The organism is Arthrobacter agilis, assembly GCF_030816075.1.
GTDB lineage: Bacteria > Actinomycetota > Actinomycetes > Actinomycetales > Micrococcaceae > Arthrobacter_D > Arthrobacter_D agilis_E.
Genome location: NZ_JAUSXO010000001.1, coordinates 1,142,276 through 1,162,231 on the forward strand (window position 1 = coordinate 1,142,276; position 19,956 = coordinate 1,162,231).

Sequence of the window (19,956 nt, forward strand, 5' to 3'; positions counted from 1 at the left end):
CTAGGATTGAGGCCGCAGAACCGGTCCGCTGCGCCGCATCCGGCGGCAGCCGGCCCCCAGCGCAGGAGGAGACCCACCCCATGGCCCGCAAGGCATCACTGTCCGGCTTTCCCGAATGGCTTCCGGAGGAGCGCCTGATCGAGCTCCACGTCCTCGAGGTGCTGCAGCGGACGTTCGAGCTGCACGGCTTCTCCAGTATCGAGACGCGCGCCGTCGAGACGGTGGAGCATCTCCTCCGCAAGGGAGAGATCGACAAGGAGGTGTATGCGGTCTCCCGCCTGCAGGCCGACGAGGCGTCCGCCTCCGAGAGCGGGCTGGCCCTCCACTACGACCTGACCGTCCCCTTCGCGCGCTATGTCGTGGAGAACGCGGGCCACCTCGCCTTCCCCTTCCGCCGGTTCCAGATCCAGAAATGCTGGCGCGGCGAACGGCCCCAGGAGGGTCGCGCCCGAGAGTTCACGCAGGCGGACATCGACGTCGTGGGCGACGGCGTGCTCCCGTTCCGGTACGACGTGGAACTCGCCCTCGCCGTCGTGGAGGCTCTCTGTGCCCTGCCGATCCCTGAGTTCACCCTGCGCGTCAACAACCGCAAGCTCGCAGAAGGCTTCTACCGGGCCATCGGGCTCGAGGACAGCGCCGCCGTGCTGCGCAGCATCGACAAGCTCGAGAAGGTCGGCCCCGAGAAGGTGGGCGCGCTGCTCCGCGACGAGGTCGGCGCGGACGACGACCAGGTGCGCCTCGCCCTCGACCTCGCCGGCATCCGCACCGCCGACACGTCCTTCGTGGACCGGGTGCGTGCCCTGGGGGTCACCAACGACCTCCTGGAGGAGGGGCTGGAGGAACTGCGGCAGGTCGTCGGGGAGGCCTCACGCCGCGCGCCGGGCCGCGTGGTCGCGGACCTCAGTATCGCGCGGGGCCTCGACTACTACACGGGAACCGTCTACGAGACGGTCCTGAACGGGCACGAGTCGCTCGGCTCCATCTGCTCCGGCGGACGCTACGACTCCCTGGCCCGCAAGGGCAACCGCACCTTCCCCGGCGTCGGGCTGTCCATCGGCGTCACCCGGATCGTCTCGCGCATCCTCAGCCAGGGCTTCGCCACCGTGTCCCGGTCCGTGCCCACGGCGGTGCTCGTGACCCTGGCCAACGACGACGCGTGGTCGCAGGCGCAGGACGTCGCCGCTGCGCTGCGCCGTCGCGGCATCTCCGCGGAGGTCGCGGCGAGCGCGGAGAAGTTCGGCAAGCAGATCAAGTTCGCCGATCGCCGCGGCATCCCGTTCGTGTGGTTCACGTCGCCGGACGGCGCGCACGAGGTCAAGGACATCCGGTCCGGCGAGCAGGCACCGGCGGATCCGGCCACCTGGGCGCCGCCCGCGGACGACCTCCGGCCCGTGGTCGCGCCGGCCTGAGTGCGCCGGTAGGGCCGGTGGCACCGCCGCCGGGTCGGATGCGTCGCGCCGGGCGGGGTGCGTTGCGCCGGGCCGGGTGCGTCGCACCGGTCGAAGCGCGCCGGTCCTGCCGTCCCGCGCGTGCGGGCGGGCGGGGTGCCCTGCGGTCCTGCTGTCCCGCGGGTGCGTCGCGCCGTCCGGGTCCGGCGGTCCTGCTGTCCCGCGCCCGCTGTCCCGGGCGTCCGGGCGGCGTGCCCTGCAGTGCGGCTCAGGCCCGGCGGCGACGGCGGGCGAGGGCTACCGCACGTGCGACGAGTCCTCCGGCGAGGACCGCGAGCATGGTCAGCACCGACGTCGCCGGCAGGGTGAAGGCGAGGACGAGGCACGCGCCGGCGCCGACGGCGTTCAGCCAGCGCGGCGCGTACCACTGCCGCTCCGTGAGGGAGAAGGCCGCGATGTTCGCGATCGCGTAGTAGAGCAGCACGCCGAAGCTCGAGAACCCGACGACGGTCAGCACGTCCGTCGCCACGAGGAGGACCACCACGACGACGGCCGTCGCGATGTCGGCCACCCAGGGGACGGCGAAGCGGGTGGAGACGCGCGAGAGCGCGGACGGCAGGTCGCCGCCGCGCGCCATGGCGAGGCTCGTGCGACCGACGCCCGCGATCAGCGCTAGCAGGGCGCCGAGGCTCGCGAGCGCCGCAGCAGCCGTCACGATGGTGCCCAGTCCGCCGCCGACCGCCGGCGGACTCGCGATCTCGACGACCTGCCGCAGCGGCGCGGTGGTCCCGGCGAGCCCGGCGGGCCCGAAGGCGTGCAGGAGCGACAGGGCCAGCAGCACGTACAGCACCAGGGTGATACCGAGGGCCGCGAAGATCGCCGCCGGGATGTTCCGCCGCGGCTCCCTGACCTCCTCGCCCATGGTGGCGATCCGCGCATACCCCGCGAAGGCGAAGAACAGCAGCGCCGCGGCCTGCAGGACGCCCGCGACGCCGTCGGCGCCGCCGCCGGCCGGTGCCGGAGCCGCGGGGGCGGCGAACGCGACGACCACCACGAAGGCGAGGACGGGCACCACGAGCGAGACGATCACGCGCGTCGCGAGGGCCGTCCGCGTCACCCCGAGGAGATTCACGACGGTCAGGCCGACGACGGCGGCCACCGCGGCGGGCTTCTCGGCGCCCGGCGCCGCGTAGAGGCCGAACGTGAGCGCCATCGCGGCGCACGAGGCGAGCTTGCCCGTGACGAAACCCCAGCCGGCGAGGAAACCGGGCCAGTGGCCCAGCTGCTCCCGTCCGTACACGTACGTGCCACCGCTCGAGGGGTAACCGGACGGCGAGGGACGCCGTCGCCGCCGCGTTGCAGTAGGCGACGAACCCCGCGATCACGACGGCGAGGGGCAGGAGCGCGCCGGCGGTGGCGGCGGCCGGCGCGAAGACCACGAAGGCGCCCGCCCCGATCATGGCGCCGATGCCCACGGTCGTGGCGTCGACACCACCCATGGCGCGGCGCAGTCCGGGCTGCTCGGACATGGTCCTCCTCGGATGGGAGCGGGGCCGTCGACGGGAACGGCCCGTCGGGGCGATCCGACCGGGACCGGTAAGGTTGGTCGGGCTTGAACCAACTCTAGGCAGGCGCTTTCGAAGCCTGCGACTCATCTGAAACATCTGTGGGAAGGATTGCTGTGCTCCGCACGCATGAACTCGGCTCCCTCCGGCCCGAGCACGTAGGACAAACGGTCACCCTCGCAGGCTGGGTGGCCCGACGCCGCGACCACGGTGGCGTGGCGTTCCTGGACCTCCGCGACGCGTCCGGCGTCGCCCAGGTGGTGGTGCGCGAGGAGGACGTCTTCTCGAGCCTGCGGAACGAGTACGTCCTGCAGATCGTCGGCACGGTACAGCAGCGTCCGGAGGGCAACGAGAACCCCGCGCTCGCCACGGGTGCCATCGAGGTCATCGCGGACACCGTCACCATCCTCAACACCTCCGACCCCCTGCCGTTCCAGATAGACGAGCACGTCGAGGTGGGCGAGGAGGCGCGTCTGCGCCACCGCTACCTCGACCTCCGCCGGCCCGGCCCCCAGGCGAACCTGCGGCTGCGCTCCGAGGCGAGCCGCGTGGCGCGCGAACTGCTCCACGCGGACGGCTTCGTCGAGATCGAGACGCCCACCCTGACCCGCTCGACGCCCGAGGGCGCACGGGACTTCCTCGTCCCGGCACGCCTGGCCCCGGGCTCCTGGTACGCCCTGCCGCAGTCGCCCCAGCTCTTCAAGCAGCTCCTGCAGGTCGGCGGGTTCGAGAAGTACTACCAGCTCGCCCGCTGCTACCGCGACGAGGACTTCCGCGCCGACCGCCAGCCCGAGTTCACGCAACTCGACATCGAGGCGAGCTTCGTCGAGGAGGACGACATCATCGCCCTCGGCGAGCAGCTGGTCTCCGCCCTGTGGAAGCTCATCGACGTCGAGATCCCCCTGCCCATCCGCCGCATGACCTACGCGGACGCCATGGCGAAGTACGGCTCGGACAAGCCGGACCTCCGCTTCGGCCTCGAGCTGACCGAGCTGACCGAATTCTTCAAGGACACCGGGTTCGGCGTCTTCAAGGCCCCCTATGTCGGCGCCGTCGTCATGCCCGGCGGGGCCTCACAGCCGCGCCGCCAGCTGGACGCCTGGCAGGAATGGGCGAAGCAGCGCGGCGCCAAGGGCCTCGCGTACGTCCTGATCGACGACGACGGCAGCCTGCGCGGGCCCGTGGCCAAAAACCTCACCGACTCCGAGCGGGAAGGCCTCGCAGCCGCCACCGGGGCCAACCCGGGCGACTGCGTCTTCTTCGCCGCCGGCGACCGCCCGTCGTCGCGCGCCATCCTCGGCGCCGCGCGCGTGGAGATCGGACGACGCACGGGTCTCATCAAGGAGGGCGACTGGGCCTTCGTGTGGGTGGTCGACGCCCCCATGTTCGAGCCCGCGTCGGCGGCTGTCGCGGCCGGCGACGTCGCCGTCGGAGGAGGGGCCTGGACGGCCGTCCACCACGCGTTCACGTCCCCGAAGCCCGAGTTCCTCGACACGTTCGACACGGATCCCGAGAACGCCCTGGCCTACGCGTACGACATCGTCTGCAACGGCAACGAGCTCGGCGGCGGCTCCATCCGTATCCACCAGCGGGACGTGCAGGAGCGCGTGTTCGCCGTCATGGGGCTCGGCGCCGAGGAGGCACAGGAGAAGTTCGGGTTCCTGCTCGAGGGCTTCAAGTACGGCGCGCCTCCCCACGGCGGCATCGCGCTCGGCTGGGACCGCGTTGTCTCCCTGCTCGCCGGGACCGATTCGATCCGCGACGTCATCGCCTTCCCGAAGTCCGGCGGTGGCTTCGACCCGCTGACGTCCGCGCCCGCACCGATCACGGCGCAGCAGCGCAAGGAAGCCGGCGTCGACGCGAAGCCGAGGACCGACCCGAAGCCCGCAGCCGAGGGCTGACCGGCGGCTCCGGCCGCGGCGCGCAGCCCTGGTGGTCCGGAGAGCACCGCAACCGCCAGGGCCGCCTGCAGAGGCCGGTCCACAGGAGCCGGTACACAGGAGCCGCCCGCAGAAGCCGGTACACCGGACCCGGTCCACAGAGGCCGGAGCACAGGAGCCGGCGCTCCCGCCGTCGACCAGGAGGACGGGGCATCCCACACGGGGTGCCCCGTCCTCGTTGTCGGGCGGCGCCCTGATCGCTCTCGGACGAATTGTGACGGGACGTCCACCCGGACGGGCGCACTGTGAAATAATCGCGACTGTACGTGCTCCGGGGTCGGTGTAAGTCCGAACCGGCGGTTATAGTCCGCGACCCGCCCACCATCTGCGCACCCGCGCCGACGGCGGACGGTTGAGCCGGTGGAATTCCGGGACCGACAGTCACAGTCTGGATGGGAGAAGCACGCACAGCAGGGGCTCGCCGCTGCCCTTCGACGGGCTGCGGCCCTGTCGTGGTACCGCCATGGCAGACGGCCCCTCCTTCTGCCATTCCCCGGAGCCGTCCTATCGGCGAAGGATCGGCATGGATTTTCTGCAGTGGCTCTTCGAGGCCCGCATCCCCGTAGGCGACGGCTCCCTGCTGGTGCGCGAAGTGGTGGGCAACATCTTCGGCCTGCTGAGCGCCCTCGGCGGCATGCGCCGACGCGTCTGGGCCTGGCCCGTCGGCATCATCGGCAACCTCCTGCTCCTCACGGTGTTCCTCGGCTCCGTCTTCGGCGCCGCGAGCGCCGCCAACCTGCTGGGGCAGGCCGGGCGGCAGGTCATGTTCATCGCCGTCTCCGTCTACGGCTGGCGCCAGTGGCAGGCGAGCCGGCACCGCGGGGGCCAGGCCGTCGTACCGCAGTGGGCCGGCACCCGCGCCCGGCTCGGCATGGTCGCCTTCCTCCTCCTCGGCACGCTGGCGCTGACACCGCTCTTCCGCCTCCTCGGCTCCTACGAGCCGGTCTGGGCCGACGCCTGGACGTTCGTCGGATCCCTCCTCGCCACCTACGGCATGGCCAAGGGCTGGGTGGAGTTCTGGCTCGTCTGGGTCGCCGTGGACATCGTCGGCGTGCCGCTGCTCTTCAGCGCCGGCTACTACGCGAGCGCCTTCATGTACATCTTCTACGGCGCCTTCACGCTCATCGGCTTCTTCGTCTGGGCCCGCGCCCAGCGGACGGCGAAGCCCGGCGTCGAGATCCTCCTCCCGGATCCGACCCTCCGATGACGGCGCCCGCCACCTCCGGCGCGACACCGGCCGAGTCCGAAGCCATGCTGCGCGCCCTCGACCTCGCCGCGCGCGGGGTGCGGGGCGCCAACCCCCTGGTCGGCGCCGTCCTCATCGCTCCCGACGGCGCGGTCCTCGGGGAGGGCCACCACCGGGGCGCCGGCACGCCGCACGCCGAACCCGCTGCCCTCGCCGACGCCCGCGCCCGCGGCAACGACCCCCGGGGCGCCACCATGGTGGTGACCCTCGAACCGTGCAACCACACCGGCCGGACCGGCCCGTGCAGCGTGGCGCTCATCGAGGCAGGCGTCGCGCGCGTCGTCCACGCGGCCGACGACCTCAACGGTGCCGCGGCCGGCGGCGGACAGCGGCTGCGCGACGCCGGCGTCGAGTGCATCGGCGGCGTCGAGGCCACCCGCGCGCGGCACCTGAACGAGCGCTGGAGCGCGGCGGTCTCCACGGGGCGCCCGTTCGTGACGCTGAAGTCCGCGCAGTCGCTCGACGGGCGCGTAGCCGCCGCGGACGGCACGAGCCAGTGGATCACCGGCGCCGAGGCGCGGGCCGACGGGCACAGGATCCGCGCCCTGGCCGACGCCGTCCTCGTGGGCACCGGCACCGTGCTCGCCGACGACCCGCGCCTCACGGCACGCGACGGCACTGCGCCGCGGGCACGTGCCGGCCTCCGGGTGGTCATGGGCGAGACCCCGGTACCCGGCACCGCAGCCATCCGGGGCGAGGGGTTCCTCCACCTGCCGACCAGGGACGTGCCCGAAGCCCTCGACGCGCTGTACAGCCGGGGAGTGCGTCACCTCCTCGTGGAGGGCGGCCCCCGCATCGCCTCGGCGTTCCTCCGGGCGGGCGTCGTCGACGAGCTGTTCAGCTACGTGGCCCCGCTCCTGGTCGGCGACGGGGCACCGGCATTCCCCGGGCTCGGCGTCGCGACCCTCGCCGACGCCGGCCGGTGGCAGCCCGACGACGCCGGAGGGCCCGCCGTCCTCCGGGTCGGCCCCGACGTGCGACTGCACCTGCGGCCCCCGGCCCTCCACCCGGCCTGAGTCCCGCCCGACACACTCCACCCCAACCGAAGGAAGAACCCGTGTTCACAGGAATCGTCTCCGAGCAGGGCAGCGTCGTCTCCCTCGAACTCGCGCCCGACGGCGAAAGCGGCCTCCTCGTCGTCGAGGCGCCCGAGACCGGCAGGGACCTCGCACCCGGCGCCTCGCTCGCCGTCAACGGCGTCTGCCTCACCGCCGTCACGCTCGACGGCACGCGCGTGGGCGTCGACGTCATGGGAGAGACCCTCCGCCGCACCACCACCGGACGCCTCCGGCCCGGTGCAGCCGTCAACCTCGAGCGGTGCGTACCCGCCGGCGGTCGCCTGGACGGGCACGTCGTCCAGGGGCACGTGGACGGGATCGGCGTGCTGCTCGAGCGTGAGGACCTCGGTGCGTGGCATCGGCTCCGTATCGGGCTGCCCTCGACGCTCGGCCGCTACGCTGCGGAGAAGGGCTCCGTGGCCATCGACGGCGTCTCCCTGACCGTCACGGCGGTCAGCCCGCCCGAGGACGCGGAGCAGTGGTTCGAGGTCGGGCTCATCCCGACCACCCTGCAGGAGACCGGTCTCGGGGCGAAGGCCCTCGGCGATCCGGTCAACCTCGAGATGGACGTGCTCGCCAAGTACGCCGAGCGGCTCCTCGGCTTCGCCGCCCTCGACGCCCGGCGCGGGCCCGATGCGGGAGCGGCGCAGTGACCGATCACCTCAGCCGGGCACCCGGTGCCGCCGAGGAACCGATCCGCCTCGACCCGATCGAGGCGGCCGTCGCCGCCCTCGCCGCGGGCCGCGCCGTCGTCGTCGTCGACGACGAGGACCGCGAGAACGAGGGGGACATCGTCTTCGCCGCCGAGGACGCGACGCCGGAACTCGTCGGCTGGACGGTCCGCTGGACCTCGGGCGTGCTGTGCGTGCCGCTGCGCTCCGACGACGCGGACCGCCTCCTGCTGCCACCCATGACGGCGGTCAACGAGGACTCCAAGGGCACGGCCTACACGGTCTCCTGCGACGCCGCGGCAGGCGTCAGCACCGGCATCAGCGCCGCGGACCGCGCACGGACCGCCCGTGTCCTCGCCGATCCGGCCAGCGGCCCGCGTGACCTCACCCGCCCCGGCCACGTCTTCCCGCTGCGCGCCGCGCCGGGCGGCGTGCGCGAACGGCCCGGGCACACCGAGGCGGGCGTCGAGCTCAGCGTCCTCGCCGGCAAGCGGCCCGCCGCCGTCATCGCCGAACTCGTGCACGACGACGGCGAAATGATGCGCCTGCCCGCGCTGCGCCTCTTCGCCGACGAGCACGGGATCCCGCTCGTCTCCATCGAGGACCTCGTCGCCCACATGACCGATCCCGGGATGCGCCACCCCGCCTGACCGGCGTCCCCGCACGGGATACAGTCCCACCCGCAGTCCCACCCGCAGTCCCACCGAAGGAGAACCATGAGCGGCCACGGAGCCCCCAGCATCGACATCAGCGCACTCACCACACCGGAGGGCGCACCCCTCCGGCTCGCGATCATCGCCGCGAGCTGGCACACCGAGATCATGGACGGCCTGCTGGACGGTGCACGGCGTGCCGCGGCCGACGCCGGCGTCCAGGCCACCGAGATCCGCGTCCCCGGCAGCTTCGAACTGGCGGTCGCCGCCGCGCGCCTCGCAGCGCAGTTCGACGCCGTCGCAGCCCTCGGCGTCGTCATCCGTGGCGGCACGCCGCACTTCGACTACGTGTGCCAGGCGGCGACGTCGGGACTCACGGACGTCAGCGTGCGCACGGGCGTGCCGGTCGGCTTCGGCGTCCTCACCTGCGACACCGAGCAGCAGGGCCTGGACCGCGCGGGCCTGCCCGGGTCCTCCGAGGACAAGGGCTACGAGGCCGTGTCCGCGGCCCTCGCGACGGCCGCCGTCCTGCGCCCCTGGACCGCGTAGCCCAGGGCGCCGGCGGCAAGGCCGGGACGCCGCGCACCGACCGGAGCCGGGCGGCGGCGGGCACGAGCCGGAGGCGTCCGTCACAGGAGGGCCGCCGCGGGACGGAGCAGGCCGGCGAGCCGATAACCTAGGGAGGTGAAAACCTTTGAATCCCTGTTCGAGGAACTCAGCGCGAAGGCCGCCGACCGTCCCGCCGGCTCCCGGACCGTCGCCGAGCTCGACTCCGGCGTGCACGGCATCGGCAAGAAGGTCGTCGAGGAGGCCGCCGAGGTCTGGATGGCCGCCGAGTACGAATCCACGGAGGACACCGCCGAGGAGATCTCCCAGCTGCTCTACCACCTGCAGGTCCTCATGCTCGCGAAGGGGCTCACCTTGGAGGACGTCTACAAGCATCTGTAGCCGCGCCGGCACCCGCCCGCGGCCCCTGCTTGCCCTCCTCCACCGATCCTCCACCGAAGGATTTCCTCCATGCTCCGTGTAGCAGTCCCCAACAAGGGCGCCCTGTCCGAGGCCGCCTCCGCCATGCTCGTCGAGGCCGGCTACCGCCAGCGCCGCGACCCCCGCGAGCTCGTGCTCGTCGATCCCGAGAACGAGATCGAGTTCTTCTTCCTCCGCCCCCGCGACATCGCCGTGTATGTCGGCTCCGGCACGCTCGACGTCGGCATCACCGGACGCGACCTCTTCCTCGACGCGCAGGTCCCGGCGGAGGAGCTCCTCCAGCTCGGCTTCGGCGCATCCACCTTCCGCTTCGCCGGGCCCGTCGGGGACTTCTCCTCGGTGGAGGAGCTCGAGGGCCGCAGGCTCGCCACGAGCTACGAGGGTCTCCTCAACGACTACCTCGCCGAGCGCGGCGTCTCCGCGGCCGTCGTCCGGCTCGACGGTGCCGTCGAGTCCTCCGTGCGCCTCGGCGTGGCCGACGCCATCGCCGACGTCGTCGAGACCGGCAGCACGCTGCGTGCGGCGGGCATGGAGATCTTCGGCGAACCCATCCTGCAGAGCGAGGCCGTGCTCATCGGCCGGTCCGGGGCGGAGAAGCCCGCGGGCCTCGACGTGCTGCTGCGGCGCCTCCAGGGCGTCCTCGTGGCCCGCCAGTACGTGATGATGGACTACGACATCCGCACCGATCTCGTGGACCGGGCCGCGGCGCTCACCCCGGGCCTCGAATCACCGACCGTCTCCCCGCTGCGCGACTCCGAGTGGGTCGCCGTCCGTGCGATGGTCCGGCGCAACCACACCAACCGGATCATGGACGAGCTGTACGAGCTCGGCGCGCGCGCCATCCTCGTCAGCACCATCCACGCCTGCCGGATCTAGGGAGGCCGCCATGACCGTCGCCATCCGCGTGATCCCGTGCCTGGACGTCGACGCCGGACGCGTCGTCAAGGGCGTCAACTTCGCTGACCTCCGCGACGCCGGCGATCCGGTGGAACTCGCGCACCGCTACGACCGCGCCGGGGCCGACGAGCTGACGTTCCTGGACGTCACCGCCTCCTCCGGCAACCGCGAGACGACCTTCGACGTCGTCGCCCGGACGGCCGAGGAGGTCTTCATCCCCCTGACCGTCGGCGGGGGAGTCCGCGAGATCTCCGACGTCGACCGCCTCCTGCGCCACGGCGCGGACAAGGCATCCATCAACACGGCCGCCGTCGCGCGCCCCTCCGTCATCGACGAGATCACCGGGCACTTCGGGGCGCAGGTCCTCGTGCTCTCCCTCGACGCGCGGCGCACACGGGACGCCGGCACACCGTCGGGCTTCGAGGTGACGACCTACGGCGGCCGCAAGGGCACCGGGATCGACGCCGTCGCCTGGGCGAAGGAGGCCGCGGACCGCGGGGTGGGGGAGATCCTGCTCAACTCGATCGACGCCGACGGCACCAAGGAGGGCTTCGACCTCGAACTCATCCGGGCCGTGCGGGCCGCCGTGGGCGTACCGCTGATCGCCTCGGGCGGCGCGGGCAGGCCCGAGCACTTCCCGCCGGCGGTGCAAGCCGGAGCCGACGCCGTCCTCGCGGCCTCCGTGTTCCACTTCGGGCCCGTGGACGCCATCGCGCAGGTCAAGGCGGCGATCCGCGAGGCGGGGTTCCCCGTCCGCTAGGTCCCGCACGGGCGGGCGGCGGCGCGGCCCGCCCCTCGGCGGGCTGCAGCGGACTAGAGTCCGACGTCGGCGCTCTCGAGCAGGGCCACGGCGTCCGGCTGGCCCTCGAACGTGACCAGGGCCTGCCGGCGCCGCCCGTGGGCATGCAGCAGCAGCTCGCCCGGATCGCCGACGATGGCCACCGAGACCGGGGCGCGCTTGGCGACGTGCCGCGGGCCGTCCGGCCGCACGAGCACGACGCCGAGGTCCACCCCGCGGTAGAGGATGGCTGCCCGCTTGACGAGTTCCTCCCACAGGGAGTTCGCGTAGTCCTCGTCGAGCGCCCTGGGCGCCCAGCGCGTGGTGGCCCGGCGCACGTCCTCGGTGTGCACGAAGTACTCGATGAGGTTGGTGCTCTTGTCGATCGTGTTGATGCGCATCGGGGAGAGCATCGGAGGCCCTGCCAGGAAGCGGTGCACCAGGGCGTCGTAGCCGGCCGGGGACGCCGCGCGCTCCGCGGTCTCGCTGATCGCGCGTTCCGTGACGGACGCGAACCTCCGCAGCACCATCCCGAGGCCGACCGAGGGCTTGTGTTCCCGCAGGTACAGGTGCGCGGCGAGATCACGCGTCTGCCACCCCTCACACAGGGTGGGGGCGTCGGGTCCGGCTGCCAGGAGTGTCTCGGCCAGGACCTCACGGGACGGGGTTACGTAGTGCATCACTGCTGAAACTAGCATGCCGCGCGCGCAGGGGGGCAGGTGCGGGCGGGGGCCCGTGGAACCGCACTAGAATCAGGGGTGATGCCTCCCTCCACTCCCGCCCAGCCCGAGTCCGACACGCCCGTCGCCCAGCGACCCGACGAGGGGCGCCCCGCCCTCGATCCGGCCATCGCCGACGCGCTGAAGAAGGACGCCGCCGGCCTCGTCGCCGCCATCGTGCAGCAGTACGACACCCTCGAGGTGCTCATGCTCGGCTGGATGGACGAGGAGGCCCTCCGGCGCACCCTCTCCAGCGGCCGTGTGACCTTCTACTCGCGGTCCCGCGCGGAATACTGGCGCAAGGGCGACACCTCCGGCCACCGGCAGTGGGTCAGGGGCGTGGCCCTCGACTGCGACGGCGATGCCCTGCTGGTCACGGTCGACCAGGAAGGCGCCGCCTGCCACACCGGCACCAGGACCTGCTTCGACGGGCGCGCACTGCCCGCCGTGACCGCCGATCGTCCCCACCCCGAAGGATCCTGACACCATGCAGCAGTTGGGCACCATCAGCCCCACCCTCGAGGAGTTCCGCGCGCTGGCCGAGGCCCGCCGCGTGGTGCCCGTGCACCTGAAGGTCCTCGCGGACTCCCACACGCCCATCGGCATCTACCGCAAGCTCGCGGCCGGGCAGCCCGGGACGTTCCTCATGGAGTCCGCGGCGGTCGGCGGTGTCTGGTCGCGCTACTCGTTCATCGGTTCGCAGTCCCGCGCCACGCTCACCACGCGGGACGGCGAGGCGCACTGGCTCGGCGAACCACCGGCAGGCGTGCCCGTGGGCGGCGACCCCGTGGAGGCCCTGCGCCTCACGGTCGAGGCACTGCGCACCGAACGGTTCGGGGACCTGCCCCCGTTCACCTCCGGCATGGTCGGTTTCGTGGGCTGGGAGGCCGTGCGGCACTGGGAGAGGCTCACGAGCCCGCCCGAGGACGACCTGCTGCTGCCCGAACTCGCGATGTGCCTCGTCTCGGACCTCGCCATCCACGACAACGCGGAGGGCTCCCTCACGCTGGTCGCCAACGCCATCAACTTCGACGGCACCGACGAGCGGGTCGACGAGGCATGGCACGACGCCGTGGCCCGCGTCCGCGCGATGCTCGCCAAGCTCGTGGCGCCCGCCGAACTCGCCGTGTCGGTGATGGACGGGGACGCGCCGACCGCCGAGCGCTCGACGGACCGGGTCCGCGAGTCCTGGTTCGAGCCCGACTACCTGAAGGCGATCGAACGCGGCAAGCGGGCGATCGTGGACGGCGACGTCTTCCAGGTGGTCATCAGCCGCCGCTTCGAGATCGAGTGCGACGCCTCCGCCCTGGACGTGTACCGGATCCTGCGCACCACCAACCCGAGCCCCTACATGTACCTCTTCAGCCTCGAGGACGCGGACGGTCGGGGCTACTCGATCGTGGGCAGCTCGCCCGAGGCCCTCGTCACGGTGACCGGCGACGAGGTCATCACGCACCCCATCGCGGGATCGCGGCCGCGCGGGAGGACCACCGAGGAGGACCGGGACCTCGCCGTCGAGCTCCGCGCGGACACGAAGGAGAAGGCTGAGCATCTCATGCTCGTCGACCTGGCCCGCAACGACCTGTCCAAGGTCTGCCTCCCGGGCAGTGTGGACGTCACCCAGTTCATGGAGGTGGAGAAGTTCAGCCACATCATGCACCTTGTCTCCACCGTGGTGGGCCGGCTCTCGCCGGCGAAGACCGCCTATGACGTCCTCGCCGCGACCTTCCCCGCCGGGACCCTGTCGGGCGCCCCCAAACCCCGGGCCCTGCGCCTCATCGACGAGGTGGAGCCGCACCGGCGGGGCATCTACGGCGGCGTGGTCGGCTACCTGGACTTCGCCGGGGACATGGACATGGCCATCGCCATCCGCTCGGCCCTGCTGCGCGACGGCAAGGCCTACGTGCAGTCCGGCGGCGGGATCGTCGCGGACTCCGTCCTCGAGACGGAGGCCCTGGAGACGGTCAACAAGGCTGCTGCACCGCTCCGAGCCGCACTGACGGCGGCCGCACTGCGCCCCGCGACGGCGGACCTGCCGTGAGCGCCGGGAGTCGAGCCCCCCACCGCCTCACGCGACGCGGCATCGTCGTGATGGGCATCGTGGTCCTGGCGCTGCTGGCCTTCGGTTCGACCACGCAGACCTGGCTGACCGTGCGCCTGCCCCAGGAAGCCGTCCAGACCCCCGACCTCACCATTCCCGGGAGCGACGCGGCGACGCCCGTGACGGCCTTCGCGCTGGTCGCCCTGGCCGCGGCCCTCGCCGTGTCGATCGCAGGACGCGTCGCGCGGTGGATCATCGCGGTCATCCTCGTCCTGTCGGGGGTCGGCATCGCGCTCTCCAGCGCCGCCGTCGCCCTCGATCCCTCCGGCGCTGCGGAACCCGCCATCGGGACGGCCATCGGGGTCAGTGGCGGCTCGGGAGCGGAAGCGACGGCCAGCCCCATGCCGTGGGTCGCCGTCGTGGCCGGCATCCTGCTCGTCCTCGCCGCGGCCTGGGTGGTCCTCGCCGGCAGGACGTGGGGGGTGAACCGGCGGTACGACACCGGTGCCGCCCGGGGCGTCCGGGCCCCTGCAGGCAGTCTCCGGCCCGGCGCGCCCGCGCCCTCGACGGGCGACGTCGCTCCCGGCGTCGTCCCGGACGCCGGAGCGGACGTGGAAACGGGCCGGGACCACGACCGTTCCGACGACGCGACCGCCGCCGACGCGACTGCGGCCGCCGCCGCCGGACCCGCCGCGCCCCGCGACATCGCCCCCGGCCCCGGGACGGCGGACAGTGCCGACGCCGGCAGCGGGAAGCGGCCCCCGCGCCGGGCGAACGCACACGCCGACGAGATCGACAGCTGGGACGAACTCTCGCGCGGGAACGACCCGACGAGCTGACCCGCAGCGCCCGCCCGGCCGCTCCGGATCCACCGGCCACCACCCAGCCACCCCCGACCGACCCCAACGCACCACGACCCACCGGCCCGCGAGGCCCCCGCCGGCCCGCGTCTCCGTTCCGCCCCGCCGACTCATCGATGGCAGAATGGGACGAGACCCGTTCGAAGGAGATTTCCCCATGGCATCCGAGACCCGCGCCTCCAGCCGCAACACCCCCGCGAACCACGCCCAGATGGGCGACGAGACGATCGGTCACGGCAACAGCCCCGCTGCGTGGACCTGCGTGCTCATCATGCTGGCCGGGGGTGCCGTGGCCAGCTTCGCCTTCATCCTGGCCAGCACCGAGGGCAACCACGACTTCGGGACCCTGCTGTTCTGGGCGGGTATCGGGATCATGGTCGTCGGCCTGATCGTCGGCTTCATCCTGCGCAGGATCGGCTACGGCGTGGGTGGATCGAAGCTCAAGAACAACGGCCACTAGATGACCGTCCTCGACGACATCATCGAGGGCGTCCGCGAGGACCTCGCGGAGCGCCGCCGCCGGCGGCCCCTCGAGGACGTGCGGGCAGCCGCCCTGGCCGCCCCCGCCCCGCTCGACGCCTTCGAGGCCCTCGGCGCCGGACGCGCCGGCAGCATGGCCGTGATCGCGGAGGTCAAGCGCAGCAGTCCCTCCAAGGGCGCGCTGGCCGACATCGCCGATCCCGCGGCACTCGCGGCGTCCTACGAACGCGGCGGCGCAGCGGTCATCTCCGTGCTGACCGAGGAACGGCGCTTCGGCGGGTCGCTCGCCGACCTCGACGCGGTCCGCGCCGCGGTGGGCCTGCCCGTCCTCCGCAAGGACTTCACCGTCGACGAGTACCAGATCTGGGAGGCGCGCGCCCACGGCGCGGACGTCGTCCTCCTGATCGTCGCGGCGCTCACCGACGAGGAGATCGCCTCGTTCCTCGCGCTGACGCACCGGTTGGGCATGCACGCGATCGTGGAGACGCACACGGAGGAGGAGGTACGCCGTGCCGTCGCCGCCGGGGCGCCGATCATCGGCGTCAACGTCCGCAACCTCAAGACCCTCGAGATCGACCGGGACGTCTTCGGGCGGCTGGCACACCTCATCCCGTCCGGCACCGTCGTGATCGCCGAATCGGGTGTGCGGGACGCCGACGACGTCGCCGACTACGCTGCGGGCGGCGCGCACGCCGTGCTCGTGGGGGAGGCGCTCGTCCGCCACAGCGATCCCGCCACCACGATCGGCGCCTTCGGACAGGCGGGCAGGACGAGCCCGGAGCCGGGCGTACCGACGCACGGCTGACAGGCATCCCGCGCCGGCCCGCACACACGGAGGGCAGCGCGACGGACAGCAGAAGGACCGGCCGCCACCGGTCCGCGAAGGATCCGGACGGCACCGCCGCCCGGACCAGGACCAACAGGACAGGAACCCTGAAGCCATGACCGACATGCACCAGGACACGGGACTCCCCGCCGGGGACGCCGGAGCAGCGGACGCCATCGACGGCGGTGCGGCCGAGGCGTTCCTCAGCCACGACCAGAGCCTCCGCCACGCCCCCGGACCCTACTTCGGCGCGTACGGCGGGCGCTGGATGCCCGAATCGCTGATCGCCGCGCTCGACGAGCTGCAGGAGACGTTCGAGAAGGCGAAGGCCGACCCCGAGTTCACCGCGCAGGTGGCGGACCTGAACCGGAACTACGCCGGACGGCCGTCCCTGCTCACCGAGGCGCAGCGCTTCGCCGAGCACTGCGGCGGTGTCCGCGTGTTCCTCAAGCGCGAGGACCTCAACCACACCGGCTCCCACAAGATCAACAACGTCCTCGGCCAGGCGCTGATCGCCAAGCGCATGGGCAAGACGCGCGTCATCGCCGAGACCGGTGCCGGTCAGCACGGCGTCGCCAGCGCCACGGCGGCCGCCCTCCTCGGCCTCGAATGCGTCGTCTACATGGGCGCCGAGGACACGCGTCGCCAGGCCCTGAACGTCGCCCGCATGCAGCTGCTCGGCGCGACGGTCATCCCCGTCACCAACGGGTCGCAGACCCTGAAGGACGCCATCAACGACGCCCTCCGCGACTGGGTCGCCAACGTCGAGACCACCCACTACCTCCTGGGCACGGCCGCCGGAGCGCACCCGTTCCCGGCGATGGTGCGGTACTTCCACGAGGTCATCGGCGACGAGGCACGCGAACAGATCCTCGAGCAGGCCGGCAGGCTGCCCGACGCCGTCTGCGCCTGCGTGGGTGGCGGCTCCAACGCGATCGGCATGTTCCACGGCTTCCTCGACGACCACGACGTGGCGCTCTACGGCTTCGAGGCCGGCGGTGACGGCGTCGACACCGGCCGCCACGCCGCCACCATCACGCTGGGGCGGCCCGGCGTGCTGCACGGCGCCCGCTCCTACCTGATGCAGGACGAGGACGGCCAGACGATGGAGTCGCACTCCATCTCCGCCGGCCTCGACTACCCGGGCGTCGGCCCCGAGCACGCCTACCTCTCCGACATCGGACGCGCCCACTACGAGCCGATCACCGACGCGGAGGCCATGGAGGCGTTCAAGCTGCTCAGCCGGACCGAGGGCATCATCCCCGCCATCGAGACCGCACACGCCCTGGCCGGCGCCATGAAGGTGGGCCGGCGCCTCGCCGCCGACCTCGGGCCGGGCGAGAAGGCATCGGACCGGATCGTCGTCGTGAACCTCTCGGGCCGCGGCGACAAGGACGTGGCGACCGCCGCGGGCTACTTCGACCTGCTGCCGGACGACAGTGCCGAGCAGGAGATCGCGGAGGAGGGTGAGCAGCTGTGACCACGCAGTCCACGAACAGTCCCGCCGGAGGGGCAACCGGCGTCGGGCACTCCAAGGCCGCCGCCGCCATCGAGAAGGCCCGCAGCGAGGGGCGCGCCGCGCTCATCGGCTACCTGCCCGCCGGTTTCCCGGACGTGCAGACCAGCATCGATGCGGGAATCGCCCTGGCACGCAACGGCGTGGACCTCATCGAGATCGGCATCCCCTACTCCGACCCCGTGATGGACGGCCAGGTCATCCAGGAGGCGACCGTCCAGGCGCTGGACAACGGCTTCACCGTGCCCCGGATCTTCGACGTCGTCGAGGGGATCACGCGTGAGACCGACGCCGCCGTCCTCGTCATGACCTACTGGAACCCCGTGATGCGCATGGGCGTGCGCGCGTTCGCCGAGCGCCTCGCCGCGGCCGGCGGCGCCGGACTCATCACGCCGGACCTCATACCTGACGAGGCGGCCGAATGGCTCGAGGCGTCGGACGAGTTCGGCCTGGACCGCGTGTTCCTGGTGGCCCCCTCGACGTCCCCGCAGCGCATGCAGAACACGGTGGACGCGAGCAGGGGCTTCGTCTACGCCGTCTCGGTCATGGGCGTCACGGGCGCCCGCACCTCCGTCGGTGCCGCCGCGCGGGCCGTGGTGGACGCCGCGCACGCAGCCGGCGCCGACCGCGTGTGCGTCGGCCTCGGTGTCTCCTCGTCCGCCCAGGTGCGGGAGATCGGCGCCTACGCCGACGGCGTCATCGTGGGGACGGCGCTCGTGGCAGCCCTGCGCGACGGCGGCGTGGAGGCCGTCGCCGAACTCACCCGCGAACTGAGCACCGGCACGCCGAAGACCGCCCCGGGCGGCACGGCGTGAGCGGCGGGACGATCGCCCGCGTCGCCGCCTCGATCCCGAGCCCTCCGCCGGAGTGGGCGTCCTTCAGCCTCGGTCCGCTGACCATCCACGCCTACGCGCTGTGCATCCTGGCCGGCATCATCCTGGCACTCATCCTGACGCAGAAGCGCTTCGTGGCCTTCGGCGGCTCCGCGGACGCCGTCTGGGACATCGCGATCTGGGCGATCCCGTTCGGCATCATCGGCGGGCGGCTCTACCACGTGATCTCCTCGCCGGACGCCTACTTCGGGCCGGAGGGCGACCTCGCCCGCATCCCGCAGATCTGGCAGGGCGGGCTCGGGATCTGGGGGGCCATCGCGCTCGGCGCCGTCGGCGCGTGGATCGGCGCGCGGCGCGCGGGCGTCAAGCTCTCCGCCTTCGCCGACGCCGCAGCCCCGGGCGTCCTGCTGGCGCAGGCCGTCGGCCGCCTCGGCAACTGGTTCAACCAGGAACTCTTCGGCGCGCCCACCACCCTGCCGTGGGGCCTGGAGATCGACGCCGACAACGTGAACTTCCCCGCCGACCAGGCACCCGGGACGCTGTTCCACCCGACCTTCCTATACGAGCTCCTGTGGAACCTCGCGGGCGTGGCGCTGCTGCTGCTGCTCGCCCGGAAGTTCCGGCTCCGCGGCGGGCGCATGTTCTGGCTCTACGCGGCCTACTACACCCTCGGGCGCGTGTGGATCGAGACGCTCCGCATCGACGACGCCGAGATGGTCACCCTCTTCGGTGTCACGCAGCGGCTCAACGTCTGGACCAGCATCGCCGTCTTCCTGGTGTCGCTGGCCGTCCTCGTCTACCTGTCGGTCAGGCGGGGCCCCGTCGACGCGCCGTCCGTGTACCTGCCAGGGCGCGAGCCGAAGGGCCCGGTCGAGGGTGCGGCGGCGGACGGGACGGACGCCGCGGACATGAACGACACGGACGACCCGAACGACGCCGCGGACGGTGAGGACGCCGGCGTCGCCGGTGCTGCCGGTGCTCCCACTGGCGCAGCGGACGACCGGCCCGCCCGACCCGGGGCGACGCTCGTACCGCAGGACGCCGGGACGCGCCGCGAGGACGGCGTCCGGAAGGACGATGACGACGCCTCGTCCAGCCCCGCTCCGGGGGCCGGCAGCCGCCCGCACGCCGTGTCCGATAACGCTTCGGCCACAGGTGGCCGCGTGGCGGACACGGCGCAGGGGGCGCGGAATGACCGTGGTAACCTTTCCGAAACAACGGCTCCCGAGTAGCGTTCCACGTTGCTCAGGGCCCCGCGCGAGCGGAGCCGCGGGATTCGGTCCCCGCACGCAGTCCCCGGGCCACCGCCTCCAAGGACGCAACACCACACAGTTGTGGACCATCGGTGCGACGGCCGGATCACCTTCTGAGCCCGCATCGGAACCGCCCCACCAGGCGCAGCACGAGTACTGCGACCGCCCGCCAAGAACGCCGGGCTACCCCGGCGCAGGTGGCAGATGAACCAAGACACGGTGCCCGCTCGTAGCGGGTCCGCGGG

At 72.6% G+C, this 19,956-nt stretch carries 19 protein-coding genes, 1 pseudogene and 1 riboswitch; of the genes and pseudogenes, 18 read left to right on the plus strand and 2 right to left on the minus strand.

All coding sequences use genetic code 11. The features are described from left to right. Positions 1–80: 80 nt before the first annotated feature. A complete protein-coding gene (hisS, locus tag QFZ50_RS05050) occupies positions 81–1,409 on the plus strand; it encodes a histidine--tRNA ligase (RefSeq protein ID WP_307082517.1) in 1,329 nt (442 codons plus the stop codon). A gap of 247 nt (positions 1,410–1,656) precedes the next feature. On the opposite strand, the pseudogene QFZ50_RS05055 reads toward hisS, so the two are convergent. Further along, a pseudogene (locus QFZ50_RS05055) lies at positions 1,657–2,917 on the minus strand (APC family permease). A gap of 152 nt (positions 2,918–3,069) precedes the next feature. Here QFZ50_RS05055 and aspS point away from each other — a divergent pair. From aspS to hisF, 9 genes are all read left to right on the plus strand, one after another. After that, positions 3,070–4,854: an aspartate--tRNA ligase gene (gene aspS / locus QFZ50_RS05060; protein WP_307082519.1), complete on the plus strand. Its 1,785-nt coding sequence runs from the start codon at positions 3,070–3,072 to the stop codon at positions 4,852–4,854. A 302-nt stretch (positions 4,855–5,156) separates the two neighbouring features. Then, positions 5,157–5,301, plus strand: a riboswitch (FMN riboswitch). Positions 5,302–5,416: 115 nt separating this feature from the next. Next, positions 5,417–6,100, plus strand: a complete 684-nt coding sequence (pnuC, locus tag QFZ50_RS05065) for a nicotinamide riboside transporter PnuC (RefSeq protein ID WP_307082520.1) — start codon at positions 5,417–5,419, stop codon at positions 6,098–6,100. After that, entirely contained in the window at positions 6,097–7,155 is a 1,059-nt protein-coding gene (ribD, locus tag QFZ50_RS05070) for a bifunctional diaminohydroxyphosphoribosylaminopyrimidine deaminase/5-amino-6-(5-phosphoribosylamino)uracil reductase RibD (protein WP_307082522.1), read from the plus strand. Before pnuC ends, ribD begins: the two co-directional genes overlap by 4 nt. Positions 7,156–7,196: 41 nt before the next feature. Beyond that, complete coding sequence (locus QFZ50_RS05075) at positions 7,197–7,850, plus strand: riboflavin synthase (RefSeq protein ID WP_307082524.1); 654 nt, start codon at positions 7,197–7,199, stop codon at positions 7,848–7,850. Next, positions 7,847–8,518 carry a 3,4-dihydroxy-2-butanone-4-phosphate synthase gene (ribB, locus tag QFZ50_RS05080; RefSeq protein ID WP_307082525.1) on the plus strand — a complete coding sequence of 224 codons (672 nt, stop codon included), beginning with the start codon at positions 7,847–7,849 and terminating at the stop codon, positions 8,516–8,518. The genes QFZ50_RS05075 and ribB overlap by 4 nt, the downstream gene beginning before the upstream one ends. 66 nt (positions 8,519–8,584) lie before the next feature. Next, entirely contained in the window at positions 8,585–9,070 is a 486-nt protein-coding gene (gene ribH, locus QFZ50_RS05085) for a 6,7-dimethyl-8-ribityllumazine synthase (RefSeq protein WP_307082527.1), read from the plus strand. Positions 9,071–9,205: 135 nt separating this feature from the next. After that, positions 9,206–9,469, plus strand: coding sequence for a phosphoribosyl-ATP diphosphatase (locus tag QFZ50_RS05090; RefSeq protein ID WP_307082529.1), 264 nt, complete (start codon positions 9,206–9,208; stop codon positions 9,467–9,469). 69 nt (positions 9,470–9,538) lie between these two features. Then, entirely contained in the window at positions 9,539–10,384 is an 846-nt protein-coding gene (gene hisG, locus QFZ50_RS05095) for an ATP phosphoribosyltransferase (RefSeq protein ID WP_307082531.1), read from the plus strand. Positions 10,385–10,394: 10 nt separating this feature from the next. Continuing rightward, positions 10,395–11,165 (plus strand): imidazole glycerol phosphate synthase subunit HisF, encoded by a 771-nt coding sequence (gene hisF, locus QFZ50_RS05100; RefSeq protein WP_307082533.1) that lies wholly within the window; start codon positions 10,395–10,397, stop codon positions 11,163–11,165. Between the two features lie 53 nt (positions 11,166–11,218). Here hisF and QFZ50_RS05105 read toward each other — a convergent pair whose 3' ends face one another. After that, on the minus strand, positions 11,219–11,863 hold the full coding sequence (locus QFZ50_RS05105; protein ID WP_307082535.1) for a TIGR03085 family metal-binding protein: 645 nt from the start codon (positions 11,861–11,863) through the stop codon (positions 11,219–11,221). An 81-nt stretch (positions 11,864–11,944) separates the two neighbouring features. Between QFZ50_RS05105 and hisI the strand changes: the two genes are divergently transcribed. The 8 genes from hisI (at position 11,945) to lgt (ending at position 19,690) form a co-directional block, all read left to right on the plus strand. Beyond that, a complete protein-coding gene (gene hisI / locus QFZ50_RS05110; protein WP_307082537.1) occupies positions 11,945–12,385 on the plus strand; it encodes a phosphoribosyl-AMP cyclohydrolase in 441 nt (146 codons plus the stop codon). Between the two features lie 4 nt (positions 12,386–12,389). Beyond that, positions 12,390–13,943: an anthranilate synthase component I gene (locus QFZ50_RS05115; protein ID WP_307082539.1), complete on the plus strand. Its 1,554-nt coding sequence runs from the start codon at positions 12,390–12,392 to the stop codon at positions 13,941–13,943. Then, positions 13,940–14,782, plus strand: a complete 843-nt coding sequence (locus QFZ50_RS05120; RefSeq protein WP_307082541.1) for a Trp biosynthesis-associated membrane protein — start codon at positions 13,940–13,942, stop codon at positions 14,780–14,782. Before QFZ50_RS05115 ends, QFZ50_RS05120 begins: the two co-directional genes overlap by 4 nt. Before the next feature lie 178 nt (positions 14,783–14,960). Further along, the gene (locus QFZ50_RS05125; RefSeq protein WP_373462247.1) at positions 14,961–15,263 is read left to right on the plus strand and encodes an HGxxPAAW family protein; all 303 of its coding nucleotides are present in this window, start codon (positions 14,961–14,963) and stop codon (positions 15,261–15,263) included. Beyond that, complete coding sequence (gene trpC / locus QFZ50_RS05130) at positions 15,264–16,088, plus strand: indole-3-glycerol phosphate synthase TrpC (RefSeq protein WP_307082543.1); 825 nt, start codon at positions 15,264–15,266, stop codon at positions 16,086–16,088. Positions 16,089–16,233: 145 nt separating this feature from the next. After that, positions 16,234–17,589: a tryptophan synthase subunit beta gene (trpB, locus tag QFZ50_RS05135; protein WP_373462301.1), complete on the plus strand. Its 1,356-nt coding sequence runs from the start codon at positions 16,234–16,236 to the stop codon at positions 17,587–17,589. Further along, the gene (gene trpA / locus QFZ50_RS05140) at positions 17,586–18,440 is read left to right on the plus strand and encodes a tryptophan synthase subunit alpha (RefSeq protein WP_307082547.1); all 855 of its coding nucleotides are present in this window, start codon (positions 17,586–17,588) and stop codon (positions 18,438–18,440) included. Before trpB ends, trpA begins: the two co-directional genes overlap by 4 nt. Then, positions 18,437–19,690 (plus strand): prolipoprotein diacylglyceryl transferase, encoded by a 1,254-nt coding sequence (gene lgt, locus QFZ50_RS05145; protein ID WP_373462248.1) that lies wholly within the window; start codon positions 18,437–18,439, stop codon positions 19,688–19,690. The genes trpA and lgt overlap by 4 nt, the downstream gene beginning before the upstream one ends. The last annotated feature ends 266 nt before the right edge of the window (positions 19,691–19,956 follow it).

Excerpts from the sequence above, each read along its gene's own strand:
- hisS (WP_307082517.1), top strand. The coding sequence starts at position 81 with ATGGCCCGCAAGGCATCACTGTCCGGCTTTCCCGAATGGCTTCCGGAG.
- pnuC (WP_307082520.1), top strand. The coding sequence starts at position 5,417 with ATGGATTTTCTGCAGTGGCTCTTCGAGGCCCGCATCCCCGTAGGCGAC.
- ribD (WP_307082522.1), top strand. The coding sequence starts at position 6,097 with ATGACGGCGCCCGCCACCTCCGGCGCGACACCGGCCGAGTCCGAAGCC.
- ribH (WP_307082527.1), top strand. The coding sequence starts at position 8,585 with ATGAGCGGCCACGGAGCCCCCAGCATCGACATCAGCGCACTCACCACA.
- hisG (WP_307082531.1), top strand. The coding sequence starts at position 9,539 with ATGCTCCGTGTAGCAGTCCCCAACAAGGGCGCCCTGTCCGAGGCCGCC.
- hisF (WP_307082533.1), top strand. The coding sequence starts at position 10,395 with ATGACCGTCGCCATCCGCGTGATCCCGTGCCTGGACGTCGACGCCGGA.
- QFZ50_RS05105 (WP_307082535.1), bottom strand. The coding sequence starts at position 11,863 with ATGCACTACGTAACCCCGTCCCGTGAGGTCCTGGCCGAGACACTCCTG.
- hisI (WP_307082537.1), top strand. The coding sequence starts at position 11,945 with ATGCCTCCCTCCACTCCCGCCCAGCCCGAGTCCGACACGCCCGTCGCC.
- QFZ50_RS05115 (WP_307082539.1), top strand. The coding sequence starts at position 12,390 with ATGCAGCAGTTGGGCACCATCAGCCCCACCCTCGAGGAGTTCCGCGCG.
- QFZ50_RS05125 (WP_373462247.1), top strand. The coding sequence starts at position 14,961 with ATGGCATCCGAGACCCGCGCCTCCAGCCGCAACACCCCCGCGAACCAC.
- trpC (WP_307082543.1), top strand. The coding sequence starts at position 15,264 with ATGACCGTCCTCGACGACATCATCGAGGGCGTCCGCGAGGACCTCGCG.
- trpB (WP_373462301.1), top strand. The coding sequence starts at position 16,234 with ATGCACCAGGACACGGGACTCCCCGCCGGGGACGCCGGAGCAGCGGAC.